The sequence below is a fragment of the Bacteroides sp. MSK.18.37 genome, from assembly GCF_019129155.2.
GTDB classification, from domain to species: domain Bacteria; phylum Bacteroidota; class Bacteroidia; order Bacteroidales; family Bacteroidaceae; genus Bacteroides; species Bacteroides ovatus.
Window position 1 is genome coordinate 1,664,201 of record NZ_JAHOIB020000001.1, and the last position, 18,607, is coordinate 1,682,807.

Genomic DNA, 18,607 nt, shown 5'->3' on the forward strand with positions numbered 1-18,607 from the left:
AAAAATAAGAGAATTATGATATATTTGCAACGGAATCCTAAAAATGTTTAACCTGAAATGGCAGAATCTACGATAATAACCGGACAATTCGTTCGTATCAGCCAAACGCCCGCCAGTATCGGCGAACGACTGATGGCTTTAATCATCGATTATTTTCTGATCGGGCTTTACATCTTGTCTACTATTACACTCTTGTCTAAATTAAGTATACCGTCAGGATTCAGTTTATTCTTTTTTCTGTGCATCGTTTATTTGCCTATTCTCGGTTATTCTTTTCTTTGCGAGATGTTCAATCACGGACAGAGTTTTGGAAAGAAACTCATCAATATCCGTGTTGTAAAAGTGGACGGTTCCACTCCCAGCATAGGATCTTATCTGTTACGATGGATTCTTTTCCCAATTGATGGTCCTATCACAAGCGGTCTGGGACTTCTGGTCATTTTATTGAATAAAAATAATCAACGGCTAGGAGATCTTGCTGCCGGTACGATGGTGATTAAAGAGAAAAACTACCGTAAGATTCATGTTAGCTTGGATGAATTCGATTATCTTACCCAGAATTATCATCCGGTATATCCACAATCGGCTGATTTATCACTCGAACAAGTGAATGTAATTACCCGAACACTGGAATCCAGCGAGAAAGACCGGGCAAGACGTGTCACGGCACTTGCTAAGAAAGTACAGGAATTGCTTTCCGTTACTCCTCGTGACGGTAATCAGGAAAAATTTCTTCAGACTGTACTTCGCGATTATCAGTATTATGCATTGGAGGAAATATAACCAGAATACGCTGTTTCAGGCTATTCAGGCAAGGGATTATTCTCACCATAGTGAGAATTAATTCTCATTGCAATGAGTATTTTTTCTCATCGCAGTGAGAACTTTTTCTCATAGGCATAAGAATGTTTGAGAAAAAACACCGCACAAAAAAGGGGTATACTCACAGAGCACACCCCTTATCTTAATTTTATCTGCAATGAGACCGGACGTCGTTTAGTCCACTTGTCCCAGAGAGTTTCCGTATTCCATCTCTCCCTGAACCACAAAGAGGACTTCTTCAGGATCATATTCTCCTACTTCATCCTTTTTGGCTTCTTTTACAATGTAAGCCACAACCTCTTCCAAATCGATGTTGACATAACCATCTTCATCGGGTTGAGCGTCGAGAATGCCACTTTCAGAGTAGTACTCGTCGATTAAATCGAGAAAATAATACAATTCGTCGTCCGAGAACTTTTCCTTCAGTTCTTGAGGCAGATAGTTTTTGATAAACTCGATGGTCTTTTCATCATCGGCATCTGCTAATAAAAAATCTTCTTCCAGTCCCATGATAATTTAAGTATTAAGTGATAGATATTAAGTAGGCTGCTTATAACAGTTTCTTTACTTTCTCTACAAATACAGGTTTGCCGACAGCGCCTACTTGCTTGTCTACAATCTCACCATTCTTGAAAAACAATACGGTAGGGATATTACGGATACCATATTCAGCAGGCAAATCGCTATTTTCATCCACATCACACTTGCCGATGATTACCTGTCCTTCAAACTCTGCCGCCAATTCTTCAATAATAGGAGCTACCATTTTGCAAGGGCCACACCAAGGAGCCCAAAAATCTACCACAACCGGTTTTCCTTCTGCAAGGATCTCCTTATAGTTGCTGTCTGTAATTTCTAAAGCCATTTTCTTTAAGTATTAATGATTAAATATTATCTCGTTAGCTTATTCTCGCTACAAATATAGAAAATTAAATCCAATTGATTATACCTATTTATTGTTTTATAGTATTATCAAATCACTTTATACAAAAGCTACTCGTCGGTTACTCTCCTTTTTATTTTTTTTCCTTTTTAGAAGAAGCACGCAACTTAATCTCAGCATCCAACACTATCGAACGATTTGGAGACAACGGCTCCTTAATCTTCTCAATAATCAATTCAGCCACCACCTTACCCATTTGTTGTAAAGGAGGCTCAACCGTAGTTAATTGTGGATAAACAATTGTAGATAACACCGTACCAGAAAAACTAGCAATAGCAATCTCCTCCGGAATCTTCTTACCTAAATCCCGCAGTCTATTCATTGCACCAATAGCCAATGTGTCTGTGAAAGCAAAAATTGCATCAAAGGAAATTCCCTTTTCTATTAACATATCTGCCGCATTTGCTCCATCCTTGAAAGTCAACCCCGCCTTTAACATCCTATCTTTATTAAACGGAATGTTAAATTTAGCCAATGCGTCTTTATATCCTCTCGCCCTCTCTACTGAATTATACACATCATCAGGTCCCTGTAAATGAACAATATGCCTATAACCTTCCCGGATCAAATGCTCAACCAAAAAAAAAGCCTTTATATAATCGTCTACAATAACCTGGGAAACATTCATTCCATACGGTATACGATCATAAAAAACCATGGGCATTTCCGCCTGCTGCAGACGTATATACTGATCCAAATTCTCCTTATAACTACAAAGACAGATAATAATTCCATCTACCATAAACCTTTCCATTGTTTGCAGATTCTCTCTTTCCTTATTTGGATCTTCATCTGATTCTGCAATAATAACCTTTATCCCATTAGCATAAAGTACACTTTGTATACCGCTTATCACTTGTGAAGCAAACGGAGTGAGCATTTCCGGAACGATAACCCCAACAGTATTCGTATGTCCATATTTCAAATTGGTAGCTACCGGATTAGGCTTATACCCTAACATTTTTGCTGTTTCCAGCACCCTTTCCTTAGTCTCTTGACGGATGTTCTTATCATTTATCAACGCACGAGATACTGTTGAAACAGACAAAGACAAATGTCGGGCTATATCTTTAATGGTAATGTGCTTCATAGCTACTTTTGTATTTTAACTTAGGGCAAAAATATGCATTTACAATGACAAATCCTAATCATTGGGAACGTTTGCAGATTTTGGGAACGTTCCCGCAATCGTTTGCAGGTAAAACGTCCTCAAAAAACAGCTTTTTATTATTCACCAAACTTATCTTTGCTTCATTAACAATAATATAGAATTAAAAAATAAAGAAAACATGAAAACACAAGTACTTTCTTACAATTACAACCGCGAACATATCAAACCAGGTATCTTACATATTGGTGTCGGTAACTTCCATCGTGCACATGAAGAATTTTATACTAATTTATTATTAGAAGATCCTACCCAACAGGATTGGGGTATTTGCGGTGCTATGCTATTGCCTGGAGATGAGCGCTTGTACAGAATACTAGAAAAGCAAAAAAAGGAATATACACTAACTATTTGCGGACGAGATGGTAAAGACCAAACTTATCAGATAGGCTCATTAATCGAGTTGATTTGGGGAATCGAGAATCCAGCAGCCATTATTAATAAAATTGCCGATAAAAATATCCATATCATTACACTAACTATCACCGAAGGCGGATATAATATAGCGAAAGCTACCAATGAATTTATGCTGGATAATGAAAATATCAAATATGACTTAGCACACCCACAAAGCCCGAAAACGACCTTTGGCTTTGTAGCCGAAGGATTACGGAAAAGAAAAGCTGTCGGGAATGGACCTATCACAATTTTATCTTGTGACAACTTACAACATAATGGTAACACCGCACGCAAAGCATTTCTCTCCTTTTTCCAAGCCCAAGATCCAGAACTAGCAGAATGGGCAACAGTAAATATCACTTTCCCTAACAGTATGGTAGACCGTATAACCCCCTCGACCCAACCTGAAGACATTATCCGGCTGAACACCCAAAATGGAACTCAAGACGGAGCACCTGTATATTGCGAAGACTTCATCCAATGGGTAGTGGAGGATAAATTTATCGCCGGTCGTCCTGCATGGGAAAAGGTCGGCGTAGAATTTACGCAGGATGTGACTACCTATGAAAATATGAAACTCAGCCTACTGAATGCCTCTCATACCTTACTTTCATATCCTGCTTTCCTGAGCGGATATCGTAAAGTAGACGTCGCCATATCCGATGAACGAATTAAAAAGTTCGTACGTGGCTTCATGGATATTGATATTACTCCGTATGTTCCTGCACCGGGAAACATGGATCTGGATTTGTACAAACAAACTTTAATAGAACGTTTCGGTAATCATACCGTTAGCGACCAAGTAGCGCGTTTATGTTTTGACGGTGCATCCAAATTTCCCGTATATATCATGCCAAATCTGATCCAGATGATCCGTGACCGTGCAAATCTTACTCGCCAAGCGTATCTTTTTGCTGCTTATCGTCATTACTTGAAATATAAGACTGATGATAACGGAACTAAATTTGAGATTGCAGAGCCATGGCTGACAGCAACAGATGACATCCTTATAGCCAGTAATTCCCCAATAGATTTCCTCTCACTATCACCTTTCCAAAGTACAGAACTGAAAGCTGCCGACGAATTTGTTGAATTATATCTGCAAATGGTGAATGCAATCAAAGAAAAAGGAACAATGTCAACACTGGAAAGTATATTATAACAAAACTCTTTTTTGCACCCTAATATTATGAATACACAAAAAAATAACAGTCTCGGTCCATTCATTGTCCTGACTTTCATATATTTCATAGTAGGTTTCCTAACAACTGTGAACGGGCAGTTTCAAGGTCCTTTAAAAATTGCGTTTCTTTCGCATACAGATGAATTGAGAAATACATTAACGACTTTTATATCTTTCTTTTTCTTCCTCGGATATTTACTGAATAGTTCATTAGGAGGAAAATGGATAAACGTGCACGGTTACAAGAAAACATTACTACGCGCACTGTCAATCATGGTTATCGGTCTATTAATGTATTCTCTCTCGTCCTGGCTTGTAGTACATTACGGAGATGCTCGCATCCTAATTTTTAAAGACCAAGTTCCTTATGGCTACTTTATTTTTCTATTGGGCTCCTATTTAATGGGAACATCAGCAGCCTTACTACAAGTTGTAATCAACCCTTATATTGCCGCCTATGAACTGCCAAATACGCAACCGGTACAGCGTATCAATATCGTATGTGCTATCAATTCGTTTGGTACTACGATCGCTCCTTTCTTTGTTACAGGAATTATCTTTGCCGGTGTTACGCTTGAAAGTGTTACGGCCGACCAATTAATGTTTCCCTTTTTAATGATCACCTTATGTATCATTATCACTACATTAATCACCTCCCGACTAAACCTGCCTGATATTCAAGGAACCAGAGTTGACAATAACAATAAGCCCAAACACAGTATTTGGTCTTATCAACATTTAAGTTTAGGAGTCATCGCCCTATTTTTTTATGTAGGGGCAGAAGTATCAATTGGAGTAAATATCAATTTGCATGCAATGGAACTAATAGAAAATGGGCACAGATTTTTTTGCTTTGGAAAAAGTCATATAGTAGTCTGGGGGTTAGATCTAGGTATCCCCGCATTACTCGCCACTCTCTATTGGGGAGGTTTGATGGTAGGAAGGCTTATATTTAGTTTTTTCAACAATGTTTCTCCACGCATATTACTCACTGTAACCACCATTATTGCTACAATACTTATATTGGTGGCTATTCTTACCAACAATTTATGGATATTGGTATCTGTAGGACTATGCCATTCTGTAATGTGGGGTTGCATATTCACTTTAGCTATTAAAGGATTGCAGCAATACACTTCCAAAGCTTCCGGCATTCTTATGATGGGAGTATTCGGCGGTGCCATATTCCCTGTACTTCAAGGCATCCTTGCCGACACATGGGGAAGCTGGCAATGGACATGGATAATTGCACTTATATGTGAACTAGTTATGCTATATTATGCCATTTCCGGATCACATATTAAAAACTTACCCAAAGTACAACAATCATGATGTTTCCATTAGCTGTCTACATAGAAATAGGACATGCCTAATATATTTTTATGTTTTTATACACGATTCTTAAAAAAAATACATAAATTGCAATATCAATCAATATTTTATACAAATATTCTATCTGTATAAATTAGTTCGATATAAGAGTGCTATCCAAAAACAATAAAGACGTTTTGAGGTTGACAATCAACAGTCCTAATTGTTTATTAAAATATTATCCAAAGTGATGCATTGTGAAACTATAGAAAAACAAAGAAAAATATTATTATCTGTTCGGAATGGCTCCGAGAAAGCCTATCAAGAACTTTATGAGCAATGGGTATCTCGGCTATATGGATTCGTGTTTCAATACCTAAAGTCGAAAGATGCAACCGATGATGTTGTTCAGGAAACTTTTTTACGTATATGGTCTAATCGTGCCAATCTTAATCCAGACGTTTCGTTTAAATCATACTTATTTACGATTGCATATCATTTTCTCCTAAAAGAAATGCGCCGTCAGTTAAATAACCCCTTGATGGAAGATTACGTTGAATATCTTAATCGGTCGTCTACAGAAACAGCTGAAGCTGAATCATTGATGTGCTATGACCAATTTGTAAATGCATTAGAAAAAGGAAAACAACACCTATCTCCTCGTCAACGTATCATATTCGAAATGAATAAAGAATATGGTATGTCAATTTCTGAAATTTCTGAAAAATTGTCGATAACTAACCAAGTCGTGAGAAATCAATTATGTATGGCTCTAAAAATTCTCCGTGTAGAATTGCGTCAATATTATCCTCTTCTTCTTCTCTTCCTGAAAGATATTTGAAAGTTCTCTTGTTTATGTGTTTTATAACATAATACTTTTGATGTTACATTTAGCTTACTTGTGGATATAACATATAAAATGTTATAAATATGCACATAGTAAATAAAGCAAAAGACTTATTAAAGAAGTTTCAGTCCGGTAATCTTTCACTATCGGATTTTAAAGAATTGGTATCAACAGTTAACGACTCGTCTGACCAAGAGTTGGAGGACGTTCTTTTCGAAGAATGGAATAAATTTGATACATATCCTTCTTTATCTCAAGAAAAGATTGACTCCTTGTACTCTCACCTACATAAAAAGATGAAGATCTCACCTTTTTACAAAATAACACGGCACTGGGGACAAATTGCAGCCTCAATTCTTTTCCTTTTTGCAAGTGGATTAACCATACTGTACTACATACAACACCAAGAGTTGCAAACATTGGCTGAACAAGATGTAATAGTACGTTCAGGAGATTCCGGCACTTCTCAAGTGACTCTTCCTGATGGTACATTGGTTCGTCTAAATGCAAACTCATCCCTTACATATCAACAAAATTTCGGACAGGATAATCGCAAGGTGAAATTATCGGGTGAAGGATATTTTGAAGTTAAGAAAAACACAGAGAAAAAGTTTATTGTCAATACCGGATATATAGATGTCACAGTTTTAGGAACAAAGTTCAATCTTTATGCCTATGAGGATAAGGATATTATAGAGATGGCTTTGGTAGAAGGACATGTTAATGTATCTACATCGCAGCCTCCCTATCAGACTATTTGCGTTAAACCCAATGAAAAAGTTACTTATAACAAATATGATAATAAACTTAATATAGAAAAGACCACTACTAAAATAGAAACAGCTTGGTTGAACAAAGAATTAGTATTCCGGGAAGAAAAATTGGAGAATGTATTCCAATGTTTATCAAGGAAATTTCGTGTGAAATTCTCAATAGATAGTTCAATATCCGTAGATGATGTATACACTGGTGCATTCGATGATGAGAAAATCGAAGATATATTGGAAGTATTGAAAATACATTATGGATTCAATTACACAGTTAAGGATGGAAAGATAAATATTCGAATGAACAAATAATTATTAATCTTAAAATGAAATGATATGAAAACATGAATGAAAAACAAAAAAACTTCGGATAATTTGCCCATTATCCGAAGTTAGGAATGAGTCTTGTATGAGTTTCCGCTCATACCAACTCTTAATAAAAAAGAAAATAAACCAAATAGTTGTGTATTTATGAAAAATAAAAAACAATTAATCAGTTTAGTGCAGAAAGATAATAAAAATACAATCAAGTTGTATTCCTTATTGTTATTTTTTTGTTTCTTAACATTCACAAGTGCTAATGCACAGACAGGAAAAGTCAGCATTAATTTAAAAAATGCATCAGTAAAAGAGTTATTTAATGCAATTGAATCCCAAACGCCCTATCGTTTCTCATACCGTAGCGTAGAAGTAGAGAATAAAAAAGGGGTTACCATTTCTGTAAAGAATGCTAAACTTAAGGATCTGCTTATTCAAGAACTACCTAAACATCACCTCTCTCATATAGTACAAGGTAACAAAATAATTGTGACTCCTGCTACAGATAACCAGTCCTCTGACAAGTCTAATAAAGTAACAGGGAAAGTGGTTGACACAAATGGCGAGCCTATAGTTGGCGCTACCATCAAGGAACAGGGAACAACGAACGGTACAATTACGGATATGGATGGTAACTTTAGTTTTATGGTTTCTCCCAACACAATGATTGAAATCTCCTATATAGGATATCAAGAGCAACGGATAAAAACCGTTTTTGGAAAAAGTATGTTCATTACCTTAAAAGAAGATACAGAACTTCTTGATGAAGTGGTTGTAGTTGGCTATGGAATACAAAAAAAGGTAAATCTGACAGGAGCCGTTTCCGTAGTAGATGCCAAAACAATTCAGAATCGTCCGATTACAAATGCAACCCAAGCGTTACAAGGTGCACAAGGAGTCTATGTAAACTCTGCAGCCGGCGCTCAGCCTGGAAACGACGCAGCTACTATTCGTATCCGTGGTATGGGAACATTTTCCAGTGCAGGTAATGACCCATTATTTCTAATTGACGGAGTTCCTGGAACATTGACCGATGTGAATCCAAGCGATATTGCCAGCATTTCCGTATTGAAAGATGCAGCTTCAGCTTCTATCTATGGATCGCGTGCAGCAAATGGAGTGGTATTGGTGACAACAAAAAAAGCGGAAGCCGGAAAATTTTCTGTTTCATATAACAACTCTTTCGGATTACAGCAAATCACTTATCTGCCAGATGCCGTATGGGATCCGATCCTTTATATGAAAGGTTTTGATAAAGCTTACGAGAACGAAGGAAGAGCACCTCTTTATGCAGATATCATAGAAGAATATAAAGAAGGAATGAAAGTAGATCCTTATACCTATCCGGCAACAGATTGGTTCGATCTTTACTTTCGTGATGCTTTTATGCAAGAACATAATATACGTATCTCCGGTGGAAATGACCATATACAAACTGGTTTATCTGTCGGATACTTAGACCAAGAAGGGGTTGTTAATTTTACAGACGCTAAAAAAGTTTCTATTAATTTCAATAGTACTATTAAATACGGTCAATTCAAAGCAGGAATCAATGTGTCGGCTAATTATAGAAATTACAATGAGCCGCATACTGGAATCTCCGATTACATGCAATTGGGAATGCGTGCTCTACCAGTAATGACTCCTTATCTGGCTGATGGCAGTTATGGCCGTAGTTGGGTGGTAACTCCCGGACAGAATACATTCAACAACTTGCTGTCTTGCAAGGATGGAGAGAATAATTACAAACAGACTCGTATTGTCGGCAGTGCATTCGCCGAATATATTTTCCCTTATGATATCAAATACAACATTACATTGGGAGTCAGAAAAGTAGATTTAACTAGAAGATACTTCCAACCAACAACCTACACTTACAATCCAAAGACATTGGAACCGCAAAAAATGATTGCAAATACAACAGCAATGAATGCAGCGAATGACGATATTAATCCATCAATAAGCCAGACCGTCAATTGGAATCGTAGTTTTAACGGTAAACATAACATTGCTGCCTTGTTGGGTATGAACTACGAAGAATTCAATGCGTGGTCATTCAGCGCAAAAGGACAAGACGGATATCTGGATAATGAACTGACAGAAGTAGGACTGGCTACAACATTTCTTAAGCCAAGCAGTTCAAGCAGTAAAGTTCGGTTACTTTCCTATTTCGGCAGAATAAATTATGATTACGCAGATCGCTATCTCTTTGAGGCAAATCTCCGCTACGATGGTTCTTCCCGTTTTGCAAAAGGACATCGTTGGGGACTTTTCCCATCATTCTCTGCCGGATGGCGTATCGATCAAGAAACTTTCATGGAAAATACTCAAAATTGGTTATCAAACTTGAAGTTGAGAGTATCATGGGGGCAATTAGGAAATCAATCTATTGGCTTATTCCAATACACTCCAGTTATGAGTTCTGGTGTAAATTATATATTTGGGAATACACCTGCAACGGGATATGCAATGACCCAAGCTGTCGACCCGGAAATTTCTTGGGAAACAACAACTATTACCAACTTAGCATTGGACTTCGGAATTTTCAATAACTCACTGAGCGGTTCAATTGAATTCTTCAAAAAAAGGACAAAAGACATTCTCCGTTCTGTCAACCAACCATCACAGGTAGGAAATCTAACTGGAGCCATGCGTAATATCGGCACAGTAGATAATACCGGTTTAGAAGCCAATTTAGCTTATCGCAATAATATAGGAGCCTTCAACTATCATGTATTTGGTAACGTGACTTATGTTAAAAACGAAGTAGTACACATTGGTGGTGACGATATGATTAATGGCAAAAGAATTACGAGAGAAGGATATCCAATTGACGCTTATTATCTTTATATCTGTGACGGGATTTTCCAATCAGAAGATGAAGTAAAACACCATGCTTACCAAAGTGCTAACACACATGCCGGTGACTTAATTTTCAGGGATGTATCCGGCCCTGAAGGAGTACCTGACGGACAAATTACAGAAGATGATCGTGTAGTAACAGGCAGTTCTGTACCAGATTTCACCTATTCGTTTGGCTTAAATCTAGATTATAAAGGAATAGGACTGAATGTATTTTTTCAAGGAGTATCAGGAATTAGCACTTACCCTACTCATAATTTGGTGTACCCCTATGCTAATGGAGCAGGTGTTACCTACGAATGGCTGAAAAGAGCATGGACACCAGAAAATACCGGTGGTGGATTCCCCCGTTTACTGACTACTAACAGTCAACATGATAATTATACAAAATCCAGCACATTTTGGTTAAGAGATGCCTCCTATTTACGTTTAAAAAACATTCAACTAAGTTATGATTTTCCCCAAAAATGGATCGCTCCATTAAAAATTGCATCGTTAAAAGTATTTGTGAATGCAGAAAATCTCTTGACATTCTCGGACTTTGACATATTTGATCCGGAAAGATCGTTAACCTCAGACTATATATGGTCATATCCTTCTGTAAAATCATTTACAGGTGGAATCAATGTTACATTCTAAATTATGCCAATTATGAAGAAAATATTAACTGGATTTGTTTTTTGTCTTTCTATAACAAGCTGTTCTCTAGACACGATTCCCACAAGCCAGTATGTAGAAGATAATTTTTGGAAAACCCCTGAACAAATTGAGGCAGGTTTGGTAGCCTGTTATAGTACGATGTATAATGTATATATGTACGGAAGTAATTTAATTTTTAGTGAAACCGGAACCCCTAACGCCTACAATTATAATGGAACTTATGGATGGCGAGTAATTGGCGATGGCTCAGTAAATTCTATAAATTCAGATATTGTCAATGGTAAATGGGGAGCTTGTTACCAAGGTATCGGACGTTGCAATACATTTATAGCCGGTGCTCCTTCTTTTGTTATTTCAGAAGAAGATAAAAAGGAGATGGTAGGAGAAGCAAAATTCCTGCGTGCGTTGTTTTATTTTGATCTTACTAACATGTATGGTGATGCTCCATTAATTTTAGATAAACCGGATGTAAATACACAGTCATTTCTGCCTAGAGATCCGAAAGCTAAAATTATAGCTCAGGTTATTCAAGATCTGAAAGATGCTTTTTCTGCATTGCCAGCAACTTCTTCCCAAACAGGAAGAGCCAATAAATGGGCCGCAAAAGCATTACTAGCACGTGTCTATCTATACAATGAGATGTGGGAAGAGGCAGAAAAAGCAGCTGAAGAAGTGATAAACTCCAAAAAGTATTCCCTCTTTTCAGACTACCGTAATCTCTTTTCAAGAGATCATGAAAACAATCAAGAAGTGATCTTTGATGTACAATACCTGTACCCAACTTTTGTTCATTCGGGTAACGGGTTGGATGTCGTACTTCGCCAATTCAACTCAATTGCTCCAACCTTAGATTTGGTAAAAGCTTACGATATGAAAGATGGTTCATCGTACACCGATGGAAAAGATTTATATATAGATAGAGATCCTCGTTTCTATGCAACTATCGTTCATCCCGGTGCCACTTATATGGGACAGATTGTAACAAACGATAAATTCATAAATACCGGTTATACGTTCAAGAAATATTCACGTTATGACACAGCTGCCGCCACCATAGACGATAAGAATGATATCAATATTATTCTTATGCGCTATGCTGATATACTTATGATATATGCGGAAGCACGAAATGAACGTTTAGATAAACCAGATCAACCTATATACGATGGCATAAACGAGGTACGTAATCGTCCTAGCGTAAAGATGCCTTTATTTGATAAAACAAAAGATAATTTTACAAAAGAGCAGATGCGTGAAAGAATACGTCATGAACGCCGCATCGAATTTGCAGGTGAAGGTTGGTATTACAATGATATACGCCGCTGGAAAATCGCAAAGGAACTAATGAACGGTAGTACCGTACAAAAGTATGATGGTTCCATTATTGAAAGACGTATATTTAACGATAAGAATTATTTATTTCCACTTCCACAGCAAGAAGTGAATGATAATCCGAATCTATTACCCAATAATCCCGGTTGGTAAAAATAAATTTCTTATTAAAATGAACAATAAGTATCCATTATTATATATGTTCTTTTTGCCTGTAATGTGTCCATCAGGAACAAAAGCTCAGAATCCGGATCAACGACCAAACATTATTTATATTTTGGCGGATGATATCGGTTATGGGGATCTAGGGTGCTATGGGCAGCAAAAGATAGAAACGCCGAATCTAGATCAGTTAGCTGCAAAAGGTATGCGGTTTACCCAACATTATTCCGGTTCTGCGGTTTCTTCTCCTTCTCGTTGTTCATTAATGACAGGATTACATACGGGACATGCCTATATCCGTGGAAATGACGAATTACCTGAACGAGGTGATATTGAGAATTATTTGGCTGTATTGGCAGATTCTACTTTAGAGGGGCAACGTCCGATGCCTGAAGGTACGATAACGGTGGCATCCTTATTAAAGCAAGCAGGTTATACAACCGGTTGCGTTGGTACATGGTGTTTAGGCTATCCAGGATCAAGTTCTACTCCCCGCAAAATGGGCTTCGATTTTTTCTATGGGTATCATTGTCAACGACAGGCACATGATTATTATCCACCTTTTCTGTGGCGAAACGAACATCGGGAATATCTGCCTAATCGCCTTCTTTCACCAAATCAGAAATTCGATGCAACAGCCGACCCTAATAAGAAAGAAAGTTATGAATTCCTTGTCTCCAAATCTTACGCACCGGAGTTAATGCTTCATGAGGTCCTTTCATTTGTAAAACGACACAAAGAACGTCCTTTCTTTCTATATTGGCCTACTCCCATTGCACATGTACCATTGCAAGCACCTCAACGCTGGATTGATTATTATGTAAAAAAATTCGGTGACGAGTCCCCTTATTTGGGTGACAAAGGATACTTCCCTTGTCGCTATCCAAAAGCTACATACGCTGCCATGGTTAGTTATATGGATGAGCAAGTCGGCTGTCTGGTTGAATTATTAAAAGAATGCGGGATTTATGAAAACACATTAATCCTATTCAGCAGTGATGACGGACCGACTCACAACGGAGGAGTGAATGCTCCTTGGTTTGATAGTGCAGGACCCTTCAAATCGGAAAAGGGCTGGGGAAAAGGCAGTTTACGTGAAGGTGGTATCCGAGTGCCAATGATTGTTCATTGGCACGATCAGATCACCGCCGGATCTGTCAGCGATCATATTTGCGCCTTTTGGGATGTGTTGCCTACATTAGGCGAAATTAGCGGCTATTCCTACAAAAAAACAGATGGCATCAGTTTTTTTCCTACTTTGAAAGGCAACCGTCAAGGAGTGCATGAATATCTTTATTGGGAGCTTCCGGAAGGGAAAGGTTCGAAAGCTATCCGCATGGGAAAATGGAAAGGATATCTTTCTAATATTAAAAACGGAAACCGTTGTGTAGAGTTGTATGATCTGGAAACAGATCCGCAAGAACAGTACAATCTTTCATCTATTTATCCGAATGTAGTGAAGGAAATAGAGAAAAAGATGAAAAAAGCTCATACGGAATCCCCTGTTACTAATTACAAATTATAAATTATCGAAAATATGAAAAAATGGAATTTATTACTTGTATTGGCTTTACTTTTTGTTGCATGTAAAGATGAATACGATGTCAATTTAGATGAGCTTTATGGCACTACCTCCGGCTCATCTTCTAAAGTAGATAAAGAAATCATTACATGTGGAGACTCAAAAGTCATGATTGTCAATATAGGCAAAGCCTCTATGACCACAGTACCATATGAGTGGGAATGGGATTCGAAAACAGCCGATGACCTTTCTGCAACATTGAAAGGACGTTTATTGGGAATGGATGAATGCAAAGTCGTAAATGAAGGAAACGACCAACTTGTCTTGCTAACATCTTCGGGAGGAGCAGCTCTTATTCTTTCTCGTAAAACCAAAAAATGTTTATTCACTGCTGTGGATGCTCCAGGAGCACACTCTATTGAATTGCTGCCCAACAATCGAGTCGTAGTGGCCCTCTCTGGTGACGCAGGCGGCTTTCAGGTATATGACAGGGACGCTTCTAACAAAGTTATCTTTAAAGAAGATCAAAAAGGCGGACATGGTGTCATTTGGATGGAAAATCAGCAACTTTTATATGCATTAGGATATGATAAATTACTCGCTTATGAACTAAAAGATTGGAATACATCAACGCCCTCATTTGTGAAGAAGCAAGAATGGAATCTACCTTTAGGTGGGACAGAGCAAATACCGGATGGACATGATTTAATTCGCATTTCAGATCATGAATTAGGATTCACAACAGCTTATAACGTATATGTACTCGATACAAATACAGGAACTATCTCTGAATTCGAACCTATGAAAGGTCGCAAATTTATCAAATCCTTCAATTACGATAAAGAAAGCGGATACTTAGTTTATACTTATGCAGATATTGAGTGGTGGACACATAATATTCACATCCAAAATCCCAACAAAACAATCACCATCAGTAATGTAAATCTTTATAAAGTGAGAACAGTACCTGAAAGGGAATAAATAAACAGAAAGAAGCGATTACAAATTTGTAAAAAATAGCTTTCTAAATAGTTCGTAAAATGGATATAAGAAAAAAAATATGAAAAAGATATATGCAATATTTATACTTTTTTTTGTCTTGTGCGCATGTGCTACCGGACAAAAAAAGAACGAAATTGTTGTCTGTGGTGACGACAAAGTATGGATTGTCAATGTAGATAACTCAGAGGGAAAAAATTTAGATATCGTATGGAAATGGAATGCACAAGAGTCTAATATCCCTGACGATTTCAAAAAATACTTTCAAGGAATGGATGAATGCAAAACTGCAAAAAATGGTGACTGGTTACTTACATCTTCTTCGGCTGGAGGAGCAGCAATTATTGAGCGTTCATCTGAAAAATGCTTGTTTTATGCAAGAGTTCCAGCCGCACATTCCATAGAGCTACTTCCTGATAATCGGGTAGTGGTAGCATTATCACATAATGAAGAAGGAGACTGTATACAATTATTTGACATCAACCACCCTAACCAAGTTCTTTTTCAGGATAGTCTTTTTTGGGGGCATGGAGTAATCTGGATGGAAAACCGTCAATTGTTATACGCACTCGGCTTTAATGAATTAAAAGCTTATTCCCTAAAGAATTGGAAAAGTGAACAACCAACATTACAGATGGAAAAAGTATGGAAACTGCCAACAGACGACGGACACGATTTGATTCGCATTTCAGAAAATGAATTGGGATTTACAACATCGTCCGGAACTTATGTAATTGATTTGGACACGGAAAAAATTGTTTCATTTCAACCTTTAGAAGGGAAAAAATTCATCAAGTCATTTAATTATAACAAGGAAAATGGAATTTTGAGTTATACACAAGCCGAAATCGAATGGTGGACTCACAATATTTATCTGGAGAATCCAAAGAAAACGTTAACTATAGACAGCATCAATCTGTATAAGGTTCGTCCAGTTATCTATGAATAATCATAAAATTAAAAAAGTATTTATGCATATTATTAATAAAATATTAATATTGGGGAGTTGGCTGGTTGTTCTATTGTTAGTCCATACTTCATGCACAAACTCTGTTGACCATTCGGAAAGGACATTAAAATTACTTCCTGAACCTGCCCAGTTAACAGTAGGAAAAGAAGCATTCATTCTACAGGACGATATGATTATCAGCATCAATGCCCCCTCTTTAAAATCGGCAGCAGATTATTTAGTTACCATCTTGCAACGTGCCACTGGTTATAAGTTTGTTGTTACAGAAGAGGGAAGAGGGCATATTCAACTATGTATAGATGAAAAATTACCTCACAAAGAAGGCAATTACACATTAAAGGTTACCTCGAACCAAATACACATATCTTCGGCGAATTATGCCGGTGTAATAGCCGCTATATCAACAATCCGTCAAATGTTTCCTGTTGAAATAGAAGCATCAACCGTTGTTTGGGATACAGTTTGGTCAATACCAACTGTTTCTATCATAGATGAACCACGTTTTGCATGGAGAGGCATACTACTTGATGTAGCTCGCCATTTTTTCAGTAAAGAAGAAGTGAAAGAGTTGTTAGATGTTATGGCACTTTATAAGATGAATAAGTTTCATTGGCATCTGACTGATGATCAGGGGTGGCGCATTGAAATCAAGAAATATCCCCTACTGACAGAGAAAGGGGCATGGCGTACATTTAATGACCAAGATCGTATTTGCATGAGTCGTTCAAAAAGAGAACAAAATCCCTCTCTTGCCATTCCTTCTGATAAATTACGAATTATAGAAGGGGATACTCTATATGGGGGGTTCTATACACAGGAAGATATACGTGAAATTATAAGGTATGCAGCAGTACGTGGCATCGACGTAATTCCAGAGATAGACATGCCGGGACATATGCAAACAGCAGTTAGCCTTTATGCGAATGTATCTTGTTTTCCACAAAAAGAAGCACCGATGAATATTTCTTCTCCTGTTTGTCCGGGTAAAGAGAGTGCCTTAGAGTTTTGCAAGAACGTGTATGACGAGATTTTCCGACTATTCCCTTCTGAATATGTACACTTAGGAGCGGATGAAGTTTCAAAAAAGAATTGGGAAAAGTGTTCAGACTGTCAGAAACGTATGAAAGTAAACAACTTAAAGACAGAAGAAGAACTGCAATCATGGTTCATTCATCAAATGGAACAATATTTCAATGAAAATGGAAAACGTTTGATTGGCTGGGATGAAATATTGCAAGGTGGAGTGTCGCCTACGGCTACAGTGATGTGGTGGCAAAGCTATGAAAAAGAGGTTGTAAAAAAATCCATAGCCCAAGGTAATTCGGTCATTCTTTGCCCGAACTACGATTTCTATTTGGATTATTCCGAAATAGGACAGTCCACTCGTCTGATTTGTGAATCAGTATCTTTATTGGACTCATTGAACGAATCTCAATCCAAACAAATATTAGGAGTACAAGGAAACATTTGGGGTGAGTTCATTCCTTCCCGTGAACGAATGCATTATATGGCATTTCCTCGGTTACTCGCCATCGCAGAGACAGGTTGGTCACAAGCTGCAAATTACAATTGGAAAAGCTTCCAGAGACGCATGACCGGACAATTCAATCGTTTAGATGCATTGGGAATAGATTACCGCATGGCTGATTTGGAAGGATTTTGCAACACAAATACTTTTATCGGTGAAACTAAAGTAAATGTCATTTCCCCTGATCCAGACGTTGTTATCCATTATACTGACGATGGCACAGAGCCAACCGAAAAATCGGCAGTATACACCACTCCTATATCCATCCGCGATTCTGCAAGTTTTGCGTTCCGCGCATATCGCCCCAATGGAAAATCAAGTAAAGTTTTCCATGCTTCTTATAAAAAGCAGAATGGATATATTCCAGCGGTAGATATTAAAGCTCCGAAAAAAAAGGGATTAATGCTTACATGGTATGAAGGCGACATTCCTTCTTGCCAAGTAATAGAAAATTACCATTTAAAAGAAAAGAGAACCATCGACGATATATATATTCCTTCAGAAGTAGGCAACAGTAAAGTAGGTTTAATTTTTACCGGTTATTTTTACGTATCGGTTGACGGTATCTATTCATTCAGCCTTTCATCTGATGAAGGAAGTACATTAAAAGTAGATGAAGAAATGATTATAGACAACGGAGGCCGACATTTGAGGAATGAAGTTTCAAGTCAACGTGCATTGGCAAAAGGATGGCATCCGTTAGAAGTTCGTTACTTCGATTTCAATGGTGGATGTTTGTCGTTAAAGATGCATGATGCTTCAGGCAAACAAATAAAACCAATATACAACCATTAATTAACCAATGATAAATAAT

The 18,607-nt window shown here is 37.5% G+C and carries 14 protein-coding genes; 11 read left to right on the forward strand and 3 right to left on the reverse strand.

Annotated elements, in window-relative coordinates:
* Positions 1-57 precede the first annotated feature (57 nt).
* Positions 58-783: an RDD family protein gene (locus tag KSX81_RS06995; protein ID WP_004299251.1), complete on the forward strand. Its 726-nt coding sequence runs from the start codon at positions 58-60 to the stop codon at positions 781-783.
* A gap of 213 nt (positions 784-996) precedes the next feature.
* On the opposite strand, the gene KSX81_RS07000 is transcribed toward KSX81_RS06995, so the two are convergent.
* From KSX81_RS07000 to KSX81_RS07010, 3 genes are all read right to left on the reverse strand, one after another.
* Positions 997-1,332, reverse strand: coding sequence for a hypothetical protein (locus KSX81_RS07000; protein WP_004299249.1), 336 nt, complete (start codon positions 1,330-1,332; stop codon positions 997-999).
* 40 nt (positions 1,333-1,372) lie between these two features.
* Positions 1,373-1,687, reverse strand: coding sequence for a thioredoxin (trxA, locus tag KSX81_RS07005; RefSeq protein ID WP_004299247.1), 315 nt, complete (start codon positions 1,685-1,687; stop codon positions 1,373-1,375).
* A gap of 151 nt (positions 1,688-1,838) precedes the next feature.
* Positions 1,839-2,855, reverse strand: a complete 1,017-nt coding sequence (locus KSX81_RS07010) for a LacI family DNA-binding transcriptional regulator (RefSeq protein WP_004299245.1) — start codon at positions 2,853-2,855, stop codon at positions 1,839-1,841.
* A 199-nt stretch (positions 2,856-3,054) separates the two neighbouring features.
* On the opposite strand from KSX81_RS07010, the gene KSX81_RS07015 reads away from it, so the two are divergent.
* From KSX81_RS07015 to KSX81_RS07060, 10 genes are all read left to right on the forward strand, one after another.
* On the forward strand, positions 3,055-4,494 hold the full coding sequence (locus KSX81_RS07015) for a mannitol dehydrogenase family protein (protein ID WP_004299241.1): 1,440 nt from the start codon (positions 3,055-3,057) through the stop codon (positions 4,492-4,494).
* A 27-nt stretch (positions 4,495-4,521) separates the two neighbouring features.
* Positions 4,522-5,847: an MFS transporter gene (locus KSX81_RS07020; protein ID WP_004299239.1), complete on the forward strand. Its 1,326-nt coding sequence runs from the start codon at positions 4,522-4,524 to the stop codon at positions 5,845-5,847.
* Between the two features lie 229 nt (positions 5,848-6,076).
* The gene (locus KSX81_RS07025; protein WP_004299237.1) at positions 6,077-6,667 is read left to right on the forward strand and encodes an RNA polymerase sigma factor; all 591 of its coding nucleotides are present in this window, start codon (positions 6,077-6,079) and stop codon (positions 6,665-6,667) included.
* Between the two features lie 89 nt (positions 6,668-6,756).
* Positions 6,757-7,752 carry a FecR family protein gene (locus tag KSX81_RS07030; RefSeq protein WP_004299235.1) on the forward strand — a complete coding sequence of 332 codons (996 nt, stop codon included), beginning with the start codon at positions 6,757-6,759 and terminating at the stop codon, positions 7,750-7,752.
* Positions 7,753-7,911: 159 nt separating this feature from the next.
* The gene (locus tag KSX81_RS07035; protein ID WP_004299232.1) at positions 7,912-11,259 is read left to right on the forward strand and encodes a SusC/RagA family TonB-linked outer membrane protein; all 3,348 of its coding nucleotides are present in this window, start codon (positions 7,912-7,914) and stop codon (positions 11,257-11,259) included.
* A 12-nt stretch (positions 11,260-11,271) separates the two neighbouring features.
* Complete coding sequence (locus KSX81_RS07040) at positions 11,272-12,765, forward strand: RagB/SusD family nutrient uptake outer membrane protein (RefSeq protein ID WP_004323480.1); 1,494 nt, start codon at positions 11,272-11,274, stop codon at positions 12,763-12,765.
* Between the two features lie 46 nt (positions 12,766-12,811).
* Positions 12,812-14,299, forward strand: a complete 1,488-nt coding sequence (locus KSX81_RS07045; RefSeq protein WP_044919523.1) for an arylsulfatase — start codon at positions 12,812-12,814, stop codon at positions 14,297-14,299.
* Between the two features lie 12 nt (positions 14,300-14,311).
* Complete coding sequence (locus KSX81_RS07050; RefSeq protein ID WP_004299227.1) at positions 14,312-15,277, forward strand: DUF6528 family protein; 966 nt, start codon at positions 14,312-14,314, stop codon at positions 15,275-15,277.
* Positions 15,278-15,356: 79 nt separating this feature from the next.
* The gene (locus KSX81_RS07055; RefSeq protein WP_004299226.1) at positions 15,357-16,244 is read left to right on the forward strand and encodes a DUF6528 family protein; all 888 of its coding nucleotides are present in this window, start codon (positions 15,357-15,359) and stop codon (positions 16,242-16,244) included.
* Positions 16,245-16,266: 22 nt separating this feature from the next.
* Positions 16,267-18,588 (forward strand): family 20 glycosylhydrolase, encoded by a 2,322-nt coding sequence (locus KSX81_RS07060; RefSeq protein ID WP_004323482.1) that lies wholly within the window; start codon positions 16,267-16,269, stop codon positions 18,586-18,588.
* The last annotated feature ends 19 nt before the right edge of the window (positions 18,589-18,607 follow it).